Source organism: Duganella sp. 1411, from assembly GCF_017833525.1.
Taxonomy (GTDB): domain Bacteria; phylum Pseudomonadota; class Gammaproteobacteria; order Burkholderiales; family Burkholderiaceae_D; genus Rugamonas.
Map to the genome: position 1 here is coordinate 217,456 of NZ_JAFICD010000010.1, position 18,089 is coordinate 235,544.

Annotated in this window: 15 protein-coding genes; 11 read left to right on the forward strand and 4 right to left on the reverse strand. The window is 63.3% G+C overall.

All coding sequences use genetic code 11. The annotated features are described in order from the left end of the window. Positions 1-429, forward strand: coding sequence for a PACE efflux transporter (locus JOD97_RS31365; RefSeq protein WP_209726725.1), 429 nt, complete (start codon positions 1-3; stop codon positions 427-429). 208 nt (positions 430-637) lie between these two features. Here the strand turns inward: JOD97_RS31365 and lpdA are convergent, their stop codons facing one another. From lpdA to aceE, 3 genes are read right to left on the reverse strand one after another with little or no spacing between them, the layout of a single operon-like run. Continuing rightward, a complete protein-coding gene (gene lpdA, locus JOD97_RS31370; protein WP_209726726.1) occupies positions 638-2,431 on the reverse strand; it encodes a dihydrolipoyl dehydrogenase in 1,794 nt (597 codons plus the stop codon). Between the two features lie 9 nt (positions 2,432-2,440). Next, the gene (aceF, locus tag JOD97_RS31375; protein ID WP_209726727.1) at positions 2,441-4,093 is read right to left on the reverse strand and encodes a dihydrolipoyllysine-residue acetyltransferase; all 1,653 of its coding nucleotides are present in this window, start codon (positions 4,091-4,093) and stop codon (positions 2,441-2,443) included. A gap of 21 nt (positions 4,094-4,114) precedes the next feature. After that, entirely contained in the window at positions 4,115-6,805 is a 2,691-nt protein-coding gene (gene aceE, locus JOD97_RS31380) for a pyruvate dehydrogenase (acetyl-transferring), homodimeric type (protein ID WP_209726728.1), read from the reverse strand. A 268-nt stretch (positions 6,806-7,073) separates the two neighbouring features. Here aceE and folD point away from each other — a divergent pair, with 268 nt between their 5' ends. The 5 genes from folD to JOD97_RS31405 all read left to right on the forward strand — a co-directional run bounded on the left by folD (position 7,074) and on the right by JOD97_RS31405 (position 12,442). Beyond that, positions 7,074-7,919, forward strand: coding sequence for a bifunctional methylenetetrahydrofolate dehydrogenase/methenyltetrahydrofolate cyclohydrolase FolD (gene folD / locus JOD97_RS31385; protein ID WP_209726729.1), 846 nt, complete (start codon positions 7,074-7,076; stop codon positions 7,917-7,919). 23 nt (positions 7,920-7,942) lie between these two features. Then, positions 7,943-10,021 carry a M3 family metallopeptidase gene (locus JOD97_RS31390; RefSeq protein WP_209726730.1) on the forward strand — a complete coding sequence of 693 codons (2,079 nt, stop codon included), beginning with the start codon at positions 7,943-7,945 and terminating at the stop codon, positions 10,019-10,021. A gap of 189 nt (positions 10,022-10,210) precedes the next feature. Next, the gene (locus JOD97_RS31395; protein ID WP_209726731.1) at positions 10,211-10,636 is read left to right on the forward strand and encodes a DNA polymerase III subunit chi; all 426 of its coding nucleotides are present in this window, start codon (positions 10,211-10,213) and stop codon (positions 10,634-10,636) included. After that, positions 10,633-11,034 (forward strand): hypothetical protein, encoded by a 402-nt coding sequence (locus JOD97_RS31400; protein WP_209726732.1) that lies wholly within the window; start codon positions 10,633-10,635, stop codon positions 11,032-11,034. The genes JOD97_RS31395 and JOD97_RS31400 overlap by 4 nt, the downstream gene beginning before the upstream one ends. Before the next feature lie 265 nt (positions 11,035-11,299). Beyond that, entirely contained in the window at positions 11,300-12,442 is a 1,143-nt protein-coding gene (locus JOD97_RS31405) for a branched-chain amino acid ABC transporter substrate-binding protein (RefSeq protein WP_209726733.1), read from the forward strand. A 165-nt stretch (positions 12,443-12,607) separates the two neighbouring features. Here JOD97_RS31405 and JOD97_RS31410 read toward each other — a convergent pair whose 3' ends face one another. Then, complete coding sequence (locus JOD97_RS31410) at positions 12,608-12,928, reverse strand: c-type cytochrome (RefSeq protein ID WP_209726734.1); 321 nt, start codon at positions 12,926-12,928, stop codon at positions 12,608-12,610. Positions 12,929-13,101: 173 nt separating this feature from the next. Between JOD97_RS31410 and JOD97_RS31415 the strand changes: the two genes are divergently transcribed. From JOD97_RS31415 to JOD97_RS31435, 5 genes are all read left to right on the forward strand, one after another. Then, a complete protein-coding gene (locus tag JOD97_RS31415; protein ID WP_209726735.1) occupies positions 13,102-13,326 on the forward strand; it encodes a TIGR04438 family Trp-rich protein in 225 nt (74 codons plus the stop codon). A 290-nt stretch (positions 13,327-13,616) separates the two neighbouring features. Continuing rightward, a complete protein-coding gene (locus JOD97_RS31420) occupies positions 13,617-15,314 on the forward strand; it encodes a methyl-accepting chemotaxis protein (protein ID WP_304511227.1) in 1,698 nt (565 codons plus the stop codon). Positions 15,315-15,335: 21 nt separating this feature from the next. Continuing rightward, positions 15,336-15,968 carry an adenylyl-sulfate kinase gene (gene cysC, locus JOD97_RS31425; protein ID WP_209726737.1) on the forward strand — a complete coding sequence of 211 codons (633 nt, stop codon included), beginning with the start codon at positions 15,336-15,338 and terminating at the stop codon, positions 15,966-15,968. After that, positions 15,968-16,963: a hypothetical protein gene (locus JOD97_RS31430; protein ID WP_229264854.1), complete on the forward strand. Its 996-nt coding sequence runs from the start codon at positions 15,968-15,970 to the stop codon at positions 16,961-16,963. The genes cysC and JOD97_RS31430 overlap by 1 nt, the downstream gene beginning before the upstream one ends. Continuing rightward, positions 16,938-18,071 (forward strand): sulfotransferase, encoded by a 1,134-nt coding sequence (locus JOD97_RS31435; RefSeq protein ID WP_209726738.1) that lies wholly within the window; start codon positions 16,938-16,940, stop codon positions 18,069-18,071. The genes JOD97_RS31430 and JOD97_RS31435 overlap by 26 nt, the downstream gene beginning before the upstream one ends. Positions 18,072-18,089: the final 18 nt, after the last annotated feature.

Below are 18,089 nucleotides of genomic sequence, written 5' to 3' on the forward strand. Positions count from 1 at the left end.
ATGCAGGGTTTGAAACGAAAAATTATCTATGTGTCGTTGTTTGAGATGTTTGCGGTCGCGCTGACCAGCAGCTTTTTGATGCTGCTGGCGGGGCACGACGCGACTCACTCGGGCGTCGCCGCCATCGCCTCGTCCACCGTCGCGGTGGTGTGGAATTTCATCTACAACGGCCTGTTCGAGGCGTGGGAAGCGCGCCAGGCCACGCGCGGGCGGAGCGTCGCGCGCCGGGCGGCGCACGCCATCGGCTTCGAGGGAGGTTTGGTGGTGATACTGGTGCCGCTGTTCGCGTGGTGGCTCGACATCACGCTGTGGGAGGCGCTGGTGCTGGATATCGGCCTGGTGGTGTTCTTCATGATCTACACCTTCCTTTTCAGCCTGGCCTTCGACCGCGTGTTCGGATTGCCCGCTTCGGCGCGGGCGCACGGTTGATTGTCGCATCGGGCCGAACCCCGAATGGCGATTTTCGTAGGGCGGATTAGGCGAACGCCGTAATCCGCCATGAGCCGCCAACGGAGCTTGGCGGATTACGCTTCGCTAATCCGCCCTACGTGAATCCGTGGATAGGGTTGGTTAGCCGGGACAAGGCCGACGCAAAAAAAACCGGGAACGTGTCCCGGTTTCGTGGTGAAGCAGCCGCTTATTTCTTGCGCGGCGGCGGCAGGTCGGTGCAGACGCCTTCGTACACTTCGGCGGCCATGCCGATCGACTCGCCCAGCGTCGGGTGAGGATGGATCGTCTTGCCGATGTCGGTGCCGTCGCAGCCCATCTCGATCGCCAGGGCGATCTCGCCGATCATGTCGCCGGCGTGCGTGCCGACGATGGTGCCGCCGATGATGCGGTGCGTTTCAGCGTCGAACAGCAGCTTGGTGAAGCCCTCGGCGCGGCCGTTGGCCACGGCGCGGCCGCTGGCGGCCCAAGGGAAGTGGCCCTTCTCGACCTTGATGCCCTTGGCTTTCGCCTCGTCCTCGGTGATGCCGGCCCATGCCACTTCCGGATCGGTGTAGGCCACCGATGGAATCACCTTCACGTCGAAGTGCGACTTCTGGCCCGCTGCGGCTTCCGCCGCGACGTGGCCTTCGTGCACCGCCTTGTGCGCCAGCATCGGCTGGCCCACCAGGTCGCCGATGGCGAAGATGTTCGGCACGTTGGTGCGCATCTGGCTGTCGACCGGGATGAAGCCACGGTCGGTCACCGCCACGCCGGCCTTGTCGGCGGCGATCTTCTTGCCGTTCGGGCTGCGGCCGACGGCGACCAGCACCAGATCGTAGACCTGCGGCGCTGGCGCGGTGGCGCCGGCTTCGGCGGCTTCGAAGGTGACTTTGATCCCTTCCGGCAGCGCTTCAACGCCAACCGTCTTGGTCTTGGTCATGATGTTATCGAAGCGCTTCTCGTTGAACTTCTGCCAGACCTTGACCGCGTCGCGGTCGGCGCCCTGCATCAAGCCGTCCATCATTTCGACCACGTCGATGCGCGCGCCGAAGGTCGAGTACACGGTGGCCATTTCCAGGCCGATGATGCCGCCGCCGATGACCAGCATGCGTTTCGGGATCTGGCGCAGTTCCAGCGCGCCGGTCGAATCGACGATGCGCGGATCTTCCGGCACGAACGGCAGCTTCACCACGGCCGAACCGGCGGCGATGATGGCCTGCTTGAACTGCACGACCTTTTTGCTGCCGTCGCCGGCGGTCACTTCGATGTGGTTCGCGCTCAGGAACTGGCCGACGCCGGTGACGATCTGCGTCTTGCGGGCCTTGGCCATGCCGGCCAGACCGCCGGTCATGTTCTTGATGACGCCTTCCTTGTACTTGCGTACCTGGTCGATGTCGATGCTCGGCTTGGCGAAGGTCACGCCGGTATTCGACATGTGCGACGTTTCGTCGATCACGGACGCCACGTGCAGCAGCGCCTTCGACGGGATGCAACCGACGTTCAGGCACACGCCGCCCAGCGTTTCGTAACGCTCGACGATCACGGTGTTCAAGCCCAGATCGGCGGCGCGGAACGCGGCGGAGTAGCCGCCAGGACCGCCGCCGAGGACCATCATGTCGCAGTCGATGTCGACCTGGCCGGTGTAGCTGCTACCGGCCGGCGCGGCGATCGGCGCGGCGGCTGCCGGCGCAGGCGCAGGCGCAGGGGCGGCCGAAGCAGCCGCCGGTCCCGGCGCGGCCGCCGCTGGAGCCGCAGCGGCGGCGCCAGCCGCCTCCTCGATCACCAGCAGCGACACGCCTTCCTTGACCTTGTCGCCAAGCTTGACTTTGACTTCCTTCACCACACCCGCGTGCGACGAAGGAACTTCCATACTCGCCTTGTCCGATTCGACGGTCACCAGCGACTGATCGACCTTGATCGTGTCGCCAACCTTGACCATCACCTCGATCACTTCAACTTCTGCGAAGTCGCCGATGTTCGGCACTTTCACTTCTGTGGTCATAGTCGCTCCTTACAGCAGAATTTTGCGCATGTCGCCGAGCACTTCGCTCAGGTACACGGAGAAGCGAGCACCCATCGCGCCGTCGACCACGCGGTGGTCGTAGGACAGCGAGGTACCCATCATCAGGCGAGGCTGGAAGGCCTTGCCGTCCCACACCGGCTTGATCGACGCCTTGGACAGGCCGAGGATCGCCACTTCCGGCGCGTTGACGATAGGCGTGAAGTGCGTGCCGCCGATGCCGCCCAGCGACGAGATGGTGAAGCTGGCGCCTTGCATATCGGTCGGTTTCAGCTTGCCTTCGCGCGCTTGCAGAGACAGCTCGGTCATTTCCTTGGCGATCTGCGAGACCGATTTCTGGTCGGCGTTCTTGATCACCGGGACCACCAGGCCGTTCGGCGTATCGGCCGCGAAGCCGATGTTGTAGTACTGCTTGAGGATCAGGTTCTCGCCCTTCTCGTCGAGCGAGGCGTTAAACGACGGGAACTTCTTCAGCGCGGCGACCGATGCCTTGATGACGAAGGCCAGCATGGTCAGCTTGGCCGCGTCCTTGTTCTTGGCGTTGGCGTTGTTGGTCTCGACGCGGAATGCTTCCAGATCGGTGATGTCGGCGTCGTCGAACTGCGTGACGTGCGGGATCTGCACCCAGTTGCGGTGCAGGTTCGGACCACTGATCTTCTTGATGCGCGACAGCGGCAGCAGTTCGGTCGGACCGAATTTGCTGAAGTCCAGCGACGGCCATGGCAGCACGCTGAAGTTGCCGCCACCGCCAACGCCGGAGCCGCTGGCGGCGCCGGAAGGAGCGGCGGTGGTACCGGCCATCACGCCCTTGACGTAGTTCTGCACGTCCAGCTGGGTGATGCGGCCTTTCGGACCGGAGCCCGGCACTTTGCCCAGATCCACGCCCAGTTCACGGGCGAACTTGCGGATCGACGGCGATGCGTGCGCCAGTTTGCCGGTTTGGACCGAGCCTTGCGACGCGGCCGGAGCCGCCGCTGCGGCGGCAGGCGCCGGCGAAGGCGCCGGCGCGGCCGAAGCAGCGGCAGGAGCAGGAGCAGGAGCCGCAGCGGCGGGAGCGGCGGCGCCACCGGTGGCTTCCACCACCAGCACGACCGAACCCATGGCGACCTTGTCGCCGACCTTTATCTTCACTTCCTTCACCACACCCGCGTGCGACGAAGGGATTTCCATGCTGGCCTTGTCCGATTCGACGGTCAGCAGCGACTGATCGACCTTGATCGTGTCGCCGGCTTTGACCATCACTTCGATGACTTCCACTTCCTTGAAGTCGCCGATGTCCGGCACCTTGACTTCGACCGGGCCGGCCGAAGCGGCTGGCGCGGCGGCCGGGGCCGGGGCGGCAGCGGCGGCGGGCGCCGGTGCCGGAGCGGCCGCAGCCGGCGCGGCGGCTGGAGCGGCGGCGGCGCCGTCGGCTTCCAGCAACAGCAGCAGCGAACCCTCGGCGACCTTGTCGCCGACCTTGACCTTGATTTCCTTGACCACGCCGGCGGCGGACGAAGGAATCTCCATGCTGGCCTTATCCGATTCAACGGTGATCAACGACTGATCGACCTTGATCGTGTCGCCGACCTTGACCATCAACTCAATAATCTCGACTTCCTTGAAATCGCCGATATCCGGGACTTTAACTTCCACAATGCTCATAGCGTTTGCTCCGTATTCTATTTATTGGGTCACCGGATTTGGCTTGTTCGGATTGAGGCCGTACTTGACGACCGCTTCCTCCACAACCTTGACGTCGATCTTGCCTTCTTCGGCCAGCGATTTCAGCGCGGCGACCGTGATGTAGTAACGGTTCACCTCAAAGAACTCGCGCAGCGCGGCGCGGGTGTCCGAACGGCCGAAACCATCGGTGCCCAGCACGCGGTAGGTGCGGTCTTTCGGGATGAAGGCGCGGATCTGTTCAGCAAACGCACGCATGTAGTCGGTCGTCGCGACGATCGGACCGGAGGTATCCTTCAGCAGCTGGGCGACGTAAGGAACACGCGCTTCCTTGGTCGGGTTGACCAGGTTCCAGCGCTCGGCGTCCTGGCCGTCGCGCGCCACCAAGGTCAGCGACGGAGCGGACCACACGTCGGCGGCGATGTTCCAGTCGTTCTTCAGCAGTTCGGCGGCGAAGATCGATTCGCGCAGGATGGTGCCGGAGCCGATCAGCTGCACGCGCTGCTTGGCTTTCTCGTCGCCCTTCTGCAGCAGGTACATACCCTTCAGGATGCCCTCTTCCTGGCCCGGCTTGATGCCTGGGTGCGGGTAGTTCTCGTTCATGATGGTGATGTAGTAGAACACGTCTTCCTGTTCTTCCACCATGCGGCGCATACCGTCCTGGATGATCACGGCCAGTTCGTGGCCGAAGGTCGGATCGTACGGCATGCAGTTTGGGACGGCGGCCGCGAACAGGTGGCTATGGCCGTCCTCGTGCTGCAGGCCTTCGCCGTTCAGCGTCGTGCGGCCGGCGGTGCCGCCCATCAGGAAGCCGCGCGAACGCATGTCGGCCGCTGCCCACACCAAGTCGCCGATACGCTGCATACCGAACATCGAGTAGTAGGTGTAGAACGGGATCATCACGCGGTTGTTGGTCGAGTACGACGTCGCCGCGGCGATCCACGAGCTCATACCACCGGCTTCGTTGATACCCTCTTGCAGGATCTGGCCGGCCTTGTCTTCGCGGTAGTACATGACCTGGTCCTTGTCGACCGGCTCGTACAACTGGCCCTGCTGGTTGAAGATGCCGACCTGGCGGAACAGGCCTTCCATACCGAAGGTGCGCGATTCGTCGACCAGGATCGGCACGATGCGCGAACCGACGCTCTGGTCTTTCAGCAGCGTGGTCAGGATACGCACGAAGGTCTGGGTGCTCGACACTTCACGGCCTTCGGCGGTCGCGTCCAGCACGTTCTGGAACGCCGACAGCGGCGGCACGGTCAGCTTCTCGTCGGCTTTCATGCGGCGGGCCGGCAGGTAACCGCCCAGCGCGGCGCGGCGCTCGTGCAGGTACTTGATTTCCGGCGCGTCGTCGGCCGGCTTGTAGAACGGGATGTCGGCCAGCTTGTCGTCCGGGATAGGGATCGAGTAGCGGTCGCGCATTTCGCGCACGGCTTCGTCGGTCAGCTTCTTGGTGTTGTGCGCGGTGTTGCGCGCTTCGCCGTGCTTGCCCATGCCGAAGCCCTTGATGGTTTTCACCAGCAGGACGGTCGGTTGGCCCTTGTGTTCCTGCGCGACCTTGAAGGCGGCGTAGATCTTGTGCGGATCGTGGCCGCCACGGGTCAGGCGCCAGATGTCGTCGTCGGTCATGTTGGCGACCATCTCGAGCAGCTTCGGATGCTTGCCGAAGAAGTGCTTGCGCACGTAGGCGCCGTCTTTCGCTTTGTAGTTCTGGTATTCGCCGTCCAGCGTTTCCATCATCACCTTGCGCAGGATGCCTTCCTTATCCTGCTTGAGCAGCGCGTCCCAACCCGGGCCCCAGATGACTTTGACGACGTTCCAGCCGGCGCCGCGGAAGTCCGCTTCCAGCTCTTGAATGATCTTGCCGTTGCCGCGCACCGGGCCGTCGAGGCGCTGCAGATTGCAGTTGACGACGATGACCAGGTTGTCCAGCTTCTCGCGCGCGGCCATGCCGATCGCGCCCAGCGATTCCGGTTCGTCCATCTCGCCGTCGCCGCAGAAGGCCCAGACCTTGCGGTCGGTGGTGTCGGCGATCGAGCGCGCATGCAGGTACTTCAGGAAGCGCGCCTGGTAGATCGCCATCAACGGGCCCAGGCCCATCGACACGGTCGGGAACTGCCAGAAGTCCGGCATCAGTTTCGGGTGCGGATACGACGACAGACCCTTGCCGTCGACTTCGCGGCGGTAATGGGTCAGTTGTTCTTCGGTCAGGCGGCCTTCCAGGAACGCGCGGGCGTAGACGCCTGGCGACGAGTGGCCCTGGATGTACAGCAGGTCGCCGCCGTGGTTCTCGCTCGGCGCCTTCCAGAAGTGGTTGAAGCCGATGCCCAGCATGTTGGCCAGCGAGGCGAACGAGGACAGGTGGCCACCGAGGTCGCCGTCGACGCGGTTGGCCTTGACGACCATCGCCATGGCGTTCCAGCGCATCCACGAGCGCAGCTTCTCTTCGTATTCCAGGTTACCCGGGCAGTGCACTTCGAGGTGGGCGGGGATGGTGTTGACGTAGGCGGTGTTGGCCGAGAACGGGATGTCCGAGCCGCTTTGGCGGGCCAGGTCGATCAGGCGTTCCATCAGGTAATGAGCACGTTCAGGGCCCTCTTGTTCCAGCACCGCGGCCAGAGCATCCAACCATTCTTTGGTTTCTTGCGAATCAGGGTCGGTGTTTGCCGTTACCTGGTCAAGTTGAGCTGACATGTATTAAGTCTCCTGAGTTGAGTGCCCGTTTTATACCGTTCTGGGCCGTTGGAACGCTGTCTTAAATGAATTATTTACTATTACTTCAATGACGTGTGGGGATTCTAACAGTGATTTTTTGGTTTTTCAAACTATGATACGACATTTCGTATTGTGAAATTTCCCTATGAAAACCTTGTGCAGCGCAACATAGCAAAACACCCGGAAACGCCGCGCGGGGCGCCCCGGCGCTTTATAATCCTGCTTTCCTCTCCAACCTGGTTAAATCATGCCTGCTCAACTGATCGATGGAATCGCCCTCTCCCAAAAACTGCGCGCGGAAATTGCTGCACGTGCTGCCGCCCTCACCGCCCAAGGCAAGAAACCCGGCCTGGCCGTGATCCTGGTCGGCGACGACCCGGCCAGCCACGTCTACGTCCGCAACAAGGTCAAGGGTTGCGAGGAAGCCGGTTTCTACTCGTTGAAGGAGCAGTATCCGGCCGACCTGACCGAGGCGGCGCTGCTCGAGCGCATCGCCGCGCTCAACGCCGACCCGGCCATCCACGGCATCCTGGTGCAAATGCCGCTGCCTAAACATATCAACCCGCACAAGGTCATCGAGGCGATCTCGACCACCAAGGATGTCGACGGCTACTCGGTGCTCAGCGCCGGCGAACTGATGACTGGCCTGGAGGGCTTCCGCCCGTGCACCCCGTACGGCTGCATGAAACTGATCGAAAGCACCGGCGTCGACCTGCGCGGCAAGCACGCGGTCGTCATCGGCCGCAGCAACACCGTCGGCAAGCCGATGGCGCTGCTGCTCTTGCAAGCCAACGCCACCGTCACCATCTGCCATAGCGCGACGCCGGATCTGGGCCTGTACACCCGCCAGGCCGATGTCGTCGTGGCCGCCGTCGGCCGCCGCAACACCTTGACGGCCGACATGGTCAAGCCGGGCGCGATCGTCATCGACGTCGGCATGAACCGCGACGATGCAGGCAAGCTGTGCGGCGACGTGGATTTTGCCGGTGTTAAGGAAGTGGCGTCGCACATCACGCCGGTGCCGGGCGGCGTCGGTCCGATGACGATCACGATGCTGTTGATGAACACGGTGGAAGCGGCCGAGCGTAGTTAATCCCACATTTTCTGGAAGCTGACATGACCATAGACGCAAGCAATCCCCTCCTCGATTTTTCCGGCCTGGCGCGTTTCGACGCGATCAAGCCCGAGCATGTCACCCCCGCCATCGACGAGCTGCTGGCCAAGAGCCGCGCGGTGGTGGAGCAATTGCAGGCGCCGTCCGACCACGTGACGTGGGAGAACTTCGTCACGCCGCTGGAAAACGCCACCGAGCTGCTGGGGCGCGCCTGGGGCATCGTCAGCCATCTGAACAACGTGGTCGACACGCCGGAGCTGCGCGCGACCTTCAACGAGAACCAGCCGAAGGTCACCGAGTTCTGGACCGCGCTGGCGCAGAACGAGGCGCTGTTCGACAAATACAAGGCGCTGCGCGCGTCGCCCGGGTTCGCCACGCTGTCGGCGGCACGCCAGCGCATCGTCGACAACGCCATCCGCGACTTCCGCACGGGCGGCGCCGAGCTGCCGGCCGATAAGAAGGAACGCTTCGCCGCCATCCAGGAAGAGCACGCGGCGGTGTCGACGCGATTTTCCGAAAACGTGCTCGACGCCACCAACGATTACAAGCTGCTGGTGACCGACGAGGCCGACCTGGCCGGCCTGCCGGACGACGTCAAGGCCGCCGCCCGCGCCGCCGCCGAAAAAGACGGCAAGCAAGGCTGGCAGTTCTCGCTGCACTTCCCGTCCTACTTCCCGATCCTGCAGTTCGCCCACAAGCGCGAGCTGCGCGAGACGGTCTACCGCGCCAACGCCACCAAGGCGTCCGAGCAGGGCGACGTGTTCAGTAAAAAGGACGAGTGGGACAACACGCAAAACATCGTCACCTTGCTGAGGCTGCGCGACGAGGAAGCCAAGCTGCTCGGCTACAACAATTTCGCCGAGGTGTCGCTGGTGCCGAAGATGGCCAAGTCGCCGGACGAGGTGGTCAACTTCCTGGAAGACCTGGCCAAGCGGGCCCGTCCGTTCGCGGAGAAGGACCTGGAAGAGCTGCGCCAGTTCGCCAAGGCCGAGCTGGGCCTCGACGAGCTGAAGGCCTGGGACATCCCGTACGCGTCCGAAAAACTGCAGGAACGCCGCTACGCGTTTTCCGCGCAGGAAGTCAAACAGTACTTCCCCGAGCATAAAGTCGTCGACGGCCTGTTCCGCCTGATCCAGAACCTGTTCACGGTCGAGATCAAGCCGGACGACGCGCCGGTGTGGCACAAGGACGTGCGCTTCTTCCGCATCGAGCGCGACGGCAAACTGATCGGCCAGTTCTACCTCGACCTGTACGCGCGCGCCGGCAAGAGCGGCGGCGCCTGGATGGACGACGCCCGCGGCCGCCGCGCCGACAAGCAAACCGTGCAAACGCCGATCGCCTACCTGACCTGCAACTTCACCGAGCCGGCCGTGGTCGACGGCAAGGCGCAGCCGTCGCTGTTCACGCACGATGAAGTGATCACCTTGTTCCACGAGTTCGGCCACGGGCTGCACCACATGCTGACGGCGGTCGACGAGCTGGGCGTGTCGGGCATCTCCGGCGTCGAGTGGGACGCGGTCGAACTGCCGTCGCAATTCATGGAAAACTTCTGCTGGGAATGGGAAGTGCTGGAGCACATGACGGCCCACGCGGTCACCGGCGAACCGCTGCCGCGCGCGCTGTACGACAAGATGCTGGCGGCGAAGAATTTCCAGTCCGGATTGCAGACCTTGCGCCAGGTCGAGTTCTCGCTGCTGGACATGCACCTGCACTACGACTACGACGCCAGCACCGGCAAGACCGTGCAGCAGCTGATCGACGAGGTGCGCGCCAAGTTCGCGCTGATCATCCCGCCGGCGTTCAACCGCTTCCAGAATTCGTTCGGCCACATCTTCGCCGGCGGCTACGCGGCCGGTTACTACAGCTACAAGTGGGCCGAGGTGCTGTCGGCCGACGCCTATGCCGCGTTCGAGGAGGCCAAGGCGCTGGGGCCGTCGGCCACCACCGAAACGGGCAAGCGCTACCTGCGCGAGATCCTGTCGGTGGGCGGCTCGCGGCCGGCGCTCGAATCGTTCACCGCCTTCCGCGGACGCGAGCCGAGCATCGACGCGCTGCTGCGTCACAGCGGTATGGCTGCCTGAACAAATACGGTGTAAACGATATACCGCCGCGCGTCATGCTCATGACGCGCGGCATTTTCTTTTGCGCGAATAAACTCCTCGGCCGAATCGTAGCAACAAGGATGCCAGCGACAAAAGCGGTTTTCGCATAAACTGGAATCACGCGGCCGGACCGCGCGCACTTCCCCTCTACAGAACACAAGCACAGCCATGACACGCATCGATTTCCACACCAACGTGCCCGACAAAATCGCCTACGCCTGCCGCCTCGCGCGCAAGGCCTGGGCCGCCAATCACCGCGTGGTGGTGATGACGGAAGATGCGGCACAACTGGCGGAACTTAACGCGGCGATGTGGTCATTTTCGGCGACCGACTTCCTGCCGCACGTGCTCGCCGGCGACGCGCTGGCGCCGCACACGCCGATCGTGCTCACCGACAACGATGAGGCGGAATTACCACACACCGAATTATTAGTGAATTTGTCGCGCCGCTCGTCAAACCGGGTCGCCCGGTTCGAGCGCATGATCGAAGTGATTTCCTCCGACGAGGATGATGCGGCCGCCGGCCGCAAGCGCTATGTCGCATACAAGCAGCAAGACTATCCCCTCACCCACTTTGTCACAGGAAAATCATGAGCCAAGCCCAATCGTTTGACGCCAGTATCCCTGTATTGACCGAAGTCCTCAAAGCCGAGCCGCTGGGCGACGAGCTGCTGCCTGGCGAAGCGGCCGGCGCCCCGTCCACCCGCGCCGAAATGGCGGCGCGGCTCGAAGCCGACGCCGTCGACGGCTGGACCGACGCCGAATGGGCGATGCTGGAGCACCGCCTGTCCGAGCGCATCATGGGCAAGCTGCAGTCGCGGGTCGACTTCGTGCTCGAGCAGCGCATCAAGGACAGCATGGCCGAAGTGCTGACGCACGCGCTGCACGGCCTGACCAACGAGATCCGCATCGGCCTGCACGACACCATCGAGAAAATCGTCGCCCGCGCGGTGTCGCAGGAGCTGACGCACCTGCAAGCGCAAAAGAAATAAGCCCTTCCCCACCCCGCTCATTCCGGTCCGCGCCCGCACGGCGCGCGGACCGCCCCCTTTGCGCGCATCGGCGCACCAATGTTGAGAATATCCCGCCGATGGCCGCACCAATTTTGAGAATGCATCCCACGAGCGCCAAACTTTCGCGCTACTTTCGCGTTTCCCGCTTTGCGCGGGCAATAATTTGTTGTACCTTTTGGCCTTGCAGAAAAAACTACGGCGTCCACAAGACAGCCGTCGACTATTCAACCATTGGAGAATGTATATGCTGTTCAAGACTAAATTCATTCCACTCGCCATCGCCCTGGCTTTCGCCGGCAGCGCCAACGCGCAGGAAGTGATCAAGATCGGCCACGTCGGCCCGGTCTCCGGTCCGTCGGCCCACCTCGGCAAGGACAATGAAAACGGCGCCAAGATGGCCGTCGAGGAATTGAACGCCAAGGGCTTCAAGATCGACGGCAAGCCGGTCAAGTTCGTGCTGCAGCTGGAAGACGACGCCAGCGATCCGAAACAAGGCACGGCGGTCGCGCAGAAGCTGGTCGACGCCAAGGTCAACGGCGTGATCGGCCACTTGAACTCGGGCACCAGCATCCCGGCCTCGAAGATTTACTACGACGCCGGCATTCCACAGATTTCGCCGGCGACCACGCAGACCAAGTACACGCAGCAGGGCTTCACCTCGACCTTCCGCGTAGTGGCCAACGACGCCAAGCTGGGCGGCACCTTGGGCGGCTACGCGGTCGGCAAGATGGGCGCCAAGAAGATCGCCGTCATCGACGACCGCACGGCCTACGGCCAGGGCGTCGCGGACGAATTCATCAAGGGCGCCAAGAAGGCGCTGCCGGGCGTGCAAATCGTCGGCAAGGAATTCACCAACGACAAGGCTACCGACTTCAACGCCATCCTGACCACCATCAAGGGCAAGAATCCGGACCTGGTGTTCTTCGGCGGCATGGACTCGGTCGGCGGCCCGCTGCTGCGCCAGATGAAGGCGCTGGGCATCAAGGCCAAGTTCATGGGCGGGGACGGCATCTGCACCGAGCCGTTCGCCAAGCTGGCCGGCGACGCCGCCGCCAACGGCACGGTGATCTGCGCCGAAGCGGGCGGCGTCTCGCCCGAGCAGCAAAAGAACATGGACGACTTCGTCGCCCGCTACAAGAAGAAATACAACGCCGACGTGCAGATCTACGCGCCATACGTGTACGACGCCATCATGACGATGGCCACGGCGATGGCCGACGCCAAATCGTCGCAGCCGGCCAAATACCTGCCGTTCCTGCACAAGATCAAGTACCAGGGCGTCACGGGCCTGATCTCGTTCGATCCGAAAGGCGACATCAAGGACGGCGCGCTGACCTTGTTCACCTACACCGACGGCAAGAAGACCAAAGTCGAAGTTGTCAAATAAACTCCAGGGTCAGGTCCACCATTTCTACACGAGCGCGGCGGTGGTGGGCGGTTTTCGGCGGTCCACCGCCGTTAAGGTTGGGCCCGTGTAGCATTGGTGGACCTGACCCCGGAGTTGTAAACGCAAAACGCACCCGAAGGTGCGTTTTTTCTTTGCGAGAAGCGCTTACTTCTGCGACAAGACCCATTTCACCAGCGTCTTGGCTTCCGCTTCGTTCACCTGCGGGTTGGCCGGCATCGGGATCGCGCCCCACGTGCCCGAGCCGCCCTTGATCACCTTGGCGGCCAGCTTGGCCTCCGCGTCCTTCTGGCCGGCGTATTTGGCCGCCACATCCTTATAGGCCGGGCCGACCAGCTTGGTCGCGACAGCGTGGCAAGCCATGCAATTCTTCGCCTTTGCCAGATCCAGTCCCGCGTCCGCCAGCGCCGACTGCGATACCAGTGCCGACGCGACTACCATGCCAACCATCATCAAATTGCGTTTCATTGTGTTCTCCAGTTTATGCTGCCAACTTCATGCCATCGATTTCGACGCTCATTTTACCGTGTTTTGCTCTTGAGTATTTAACGCATAAAACGGCCAGGGGTTGACCCAACATCAGAATATTGCTGCCAGTAAAGCTAGAATGTTTGTAAGATGAGGCCAGGAGGAGATCCAACATGCCTATCATTTTGCTCATCGTGGCGTTGTCGGCGCTACGTTATTTTGAAGTGTGGAAGTTCGCCCAGCTGTCCTGGTGGTGGATCGTCGCGTTGAGCGTGTTCGCCTTCGTCTGGTTCGAATTCCTGGAACCCCTGTTTGGCCTGGACAAACGAAAAGCGCACAACGAGGACGAGCGCCGCCGCAAGGCCCGCGTCAAACAAAACTTCGACAAGAAGCCGTAAGCGCCGCAACAGCGGCCGAAGCCGCCACTATTTTTTCTTCTGTTGCAACATGCAAGCCGCTCATCCGGCGGCTAGTGCCGAGTTCGCTTTCTTGCCTCTGCGCGGCGAAAGCTAAGCCTTCTTTTACCCCACGTCAATACCGACGCGCGTTGTTGCGTCTCAACAAAAAGTGATTATTGGAGACTTTTAAGAGCAAAGCACTCACTAAGATCAATTGTCCGATATGCGGATTTCTTATTTGCATATGCGGATGACGATGGACCTCAGGAGGAAGTATGAAAGCGCGTAACATGACAATTGCGAAACGACTGGGCATGGGATTCGGCCTCGTTTCGGTGTTTCTCATAGTGGTAATAGCACTGGGACTGGTCAGCATGCGCCAGATCCAGGGACGCATGGACGAGATCATCAACGTCAATGGCGTCGAAACCCGGCTGGCCCAGACCATGGATTTGACCGTCACCGAGCGCGCATTGGCAATGCGCAATCTGATTCTGTTAAAAGAAGATAAAGAAATCCAGATCGAGATCAAACGCATCAGCGAGCAGGAAAAGAAATACGCCACTGCCCAGGACAAATTGGGGCAGATGTTCGGCAAGCTGGAGGAAACGTCTACCGAGGAAAAGCAACTGCTGGACCAGATCCAGAAGCAGGCCGCGCTGGCCGCCCCCTTCATCCAGCGCGCCGCCGCGTTGGCGCTGGAGCAAAAGCAGGACGAAGCGTACAAACTGCTGCGCTATGAGTTCCGCCCGGTGCAGCGCGCCTGGTGGGACCTGATCCGCAAGCTCATCGCCGTCGAGGAGAAACAGAACCTCGAGGCCACCGACGCCGCGGCCGCCGCCTACGAGCGCGCCCGCACGGTGATGCTGATCATCGGCTCGCTGGCCCTGCTGACCAGCCTGGTCGCGGCGGTGATGATCACGCGCGGCGTCGTGCGCGAACTGGGCTGCGAGCCCGAGCACGCCGCCGAAATCGCCGGCCAGATCGCCGCCGGCAACCTCGCCGTGCACATCGACACCAAGCCGGGCGACAACCACAGCCTGCTGTTCGCGATGCGCTCGATGCGCGACAGCCTGGCCGAGATCGTCACGCAGGTGCACGCCAGCACCGAGACCATTTCCACCGCCGCCAGCCAGATCGCGTCCGGCAACCTCGACCTGTCCTCGCGCACCGAGCAGCAGGCCAGCACGCTGGAAGAGACCGCCTCGTCGATGGAGGAACTGACCAGCACCGTGCGCCTGAACACCGACCACGCGCGCCAGGCCAACGGCTTGGCCGAATCGGCCTCCAGCGTCGCGGTCAAGGGCGGCGCGGTGGTGGCGCAGGTGGTCGACACCATGGCCGCCATTAATATCTCGGCGCGCAAGATCGTCGACATCATCGGCGTCATCGACGGCATCGCCTTCCAGACCAACATCCTCGCGCTCAACGCGGCGGTCGAGGCGGCGCGCGCCGGCGAGCAGGGACGCGGCTTCGCCGTGGTGGCGACCGAGGTGCGCAACCTGGCGCAGCGCTCGGCGGCGGCGGCCAAGGAAATCAAGGACCTGATCGGCGATTCGGTCGACAAGGTCGAAGCGGGCAACCGCCTGGTCGAACAGGCCGGATCGACGATGCACGAGGTGGTCGCCAGCGTCAAGCGCGTCACCGACATCATGTCGGAGATCATGTCGGCCAGCCAGGAGCAGTCGAACGGCATCGAGCAAATCAACACCGCCGTCACCCAGATGGACGATGTGACGCAGCAGAACGCCGCGCTGGTCGAGGAGGCGGCGGCCGCCGCGCAGGCCATGCAGGAGCAGGTCAACAGCCTCAATGAGGTGGTGGGCATCTTCCGCGTCGAGGCGCGGGCCGGCGCGCCGCGCCAGCCCATGAAGACGCTGGCCAAGCCGGCGCCGGTGCAGCGGCTGGCGCACACGCCGGCCAAGGCCAAGGCTACGCAGCGCGCCGGCGCGCCGGCGCTGGCTTCGGATAGCTGGGAACAATTCTAAGTCGCCAAAGGAGAAACGATCATGGGCAAACTGGACAAAATTGATTCCACCGGCATCGCCGGCGACGCGCCGCATATCTTCTGGCACGCCAGCCAGGTGACGGCGCAGGTGCGCACGCACCAGACGGGCCAGCAGGCCGCCACCGTGTGGCTGACCGGCTTGAGCGGCGCCGGCAAATCCACGCTGGCCTCCGCGCTGGAGAAAAAGCTGATGGCGGCCGGCCACATGGCCTACGTGCTCGATGGCGACAATCTGCGCCACCACCTGAACCGCGATCTGGGCTTCTCGCCGGCCGACCGCCGCGAGAACATCCGCCGCAGCGCCGAAGTGGCACGGCTGATGAACGACGCCGGCTTGATCGTGATCTGCGCCTTCATCTCGCCGCTGCGCAGCGACCGCGAGATCGCCCGCGACATCATCGGCAGCGGCAATTTCGTCGAAACCTACGTCAGCACCCCGTGCGCGGTGTGCGAGGAACGCGATCCCAAGGGCTTGTACAAGAAGGCCCGCGCCGGACTGATACCGGAATTTACCGGCGTATCGGCGCCGTACGAGGTGCCGCTCGACCCGGCGATGGTGCTCGACACCGACGAACTGTCGCTGGAGCAGGCGTGCGAACAACTGCTCGAGCACCTGTCGTACCGCTTCCTCTGATGACGATGGCCTACGACGTCTTCAACGGCGACGCCGACGGCATCTGCGCGCTGCACCAGCTACGCCTGCACACGCCGGCCGAGGCGCACCTGATCACCGGCGTCAAGCGCGACATCGAACTGCTGCGCCGCGTGCCGGACGGCGCGGCCGACGTGCTGGTGCTCGACATTTCGCTCGACGCCAACGCCGGTGAGCTGCGCCGGCTGCTGGACGGCGGCGCGCGGGTCGAGTACTACGACCACCATTCGGCCGATTGCGCCTTCGAGCACCCCGCCCTGCGCCTGCACTGCGACGGCTCGCCCGACGTCTGCACCAGCATCCTGGTCGACCGCCGGCTTGGCGGCCGCCATCGGCTGTGGGCCGTGACGGCGGCCTTCGGCGACAACCTGGAACCGGTCGCGCAAAGCATGGCGCGCGAGATGGGGCTGGGCGACGACGCCATCGCCGACCTGGCGCAATTGGGCCAGACCATCAACTACAACGCCTATGGCGAATGCACGGAAGACCTGCACATCGCGCCCGAGGCGCTGTACCGCGAAGTGAGCGGCTACGAGAACCCGTTCGATTTCATCGCCGCCAGCGCCGTCTACCGCCGCTTGCGCGAAGGCTACCGCGAAGACTGCGAACGCCTGCACGAGCTGCAGCCGTATCTGGAGCGGCCGGGCGGCGCCATCTACATGCTGCCGGCGACCGCCTGGTCGCGTCGGGTCAGCGGCGTGCTGGCCAACCGGCTGGCCGCGCGGCGCGACGGCTCCTCCTTCGCCGTGCTCAATGAACGGTCCGACGGCTCTTATCTGGTCAGCGTGCGCTCGGGTGCGCCGTCGCTGCGCAGCGCCTGTGGGCTGTGCCAGCAATTCGACAGCGGCGGCGGCAGGGTCGCCGCCGCCGGCATCAACCGCTTGCCGCGCCAGGAACTGGCCAGCTTCATGAAACGCTTTTGCGAATACTTCGAATTAAAAGGAACATGGAATGACTACCACCCTCAAAACTCCTGATCTCCAGACGGCCCAGGGCGCGCGCCCGCGTCCCGTGATGATGATACCGCTGCGCCGTTGCGGCAGCCACGCGCTGCGCCTGCGGTTGAACATGTCGCCGCAGTTCTATTCCCCCTACCCGCTGCACATCGTCGACATGATGCCGCTGGTGCCGCTGTACGGCGATCTGCGCGACGACCGCAGCTACTTCCGCATGGTGACCGACGTGGTCGGGCTGCAGGCGGTCAGCATGGTCAAGTGGCCGGGCGCGGTGTTCGATCCGGTCGAGATCTTCGAGACCATCCGCCATCAGCCGCGCAGCATCCACCGTGTGGTGTGGGAGCTGCTGCTGCGCGCCGGCGAGCGCCAGCACGCCAGCGTGGTGATGGACAAGTCGCTCGACAGCGTGCACTACGCCGACCGGCAGATGGAGCTGTATCCGGACATGTTGTTCGTCAACGTGGTGCGCGACCCGCGCGCGCAGGTGGCCTCGATGAACCGCGCCATCATCCACGATTTCGACAGCCTGCTCAACGCGCAGACGTGGCTCGCCGCGCACCGCGCCGCCGACCACGTGCGGCTGCGCTGGCCGGAGCGGGTGCTGACGATACGCTATGAGGATTTTCTGTCGCAGCAGGAGACCACGCTGCGGCAGGTGTGCGTGTTCCTCGGGATCGACTTCCTGCCGCAGATGCTGGACGTGACGGGCTCGCAGGAGGCGAAGCAGATCTCGCAGCTGTCGGCGCTGTGGTCGTCGAACTGCTATCCGCCGATCGCCGCCAATATCGACAAGTTCAAGCAGCAGTTGTCGATCGATGAAATCAACGCCATCGAAACGGTGACCGGCGAGTATATGGACCGCTACGGCTATACGCGCTTGACGGCCGGCGACGCCGAGATCACGCCGGAACTGAGGACGCAGGCCCGCGCGCGCTCGGACGAGGGTCGCGAGCGCGCGTGGCGCGATCTGGAACTGGATAATTTCAGGGATTATGTGCTGCGCCGGTGCCGCGCCGATTATCTGGCGCAGCTGGCCGCGCGGTTGACGCAGCAGGCGGCGCATCCGGGGCGCAATACCATCGTCACCTTGGACGAGTTGGACCCGGCGGCGTTCGAGGTGACGGATTGAGGTTTGCCGCGATTTGAC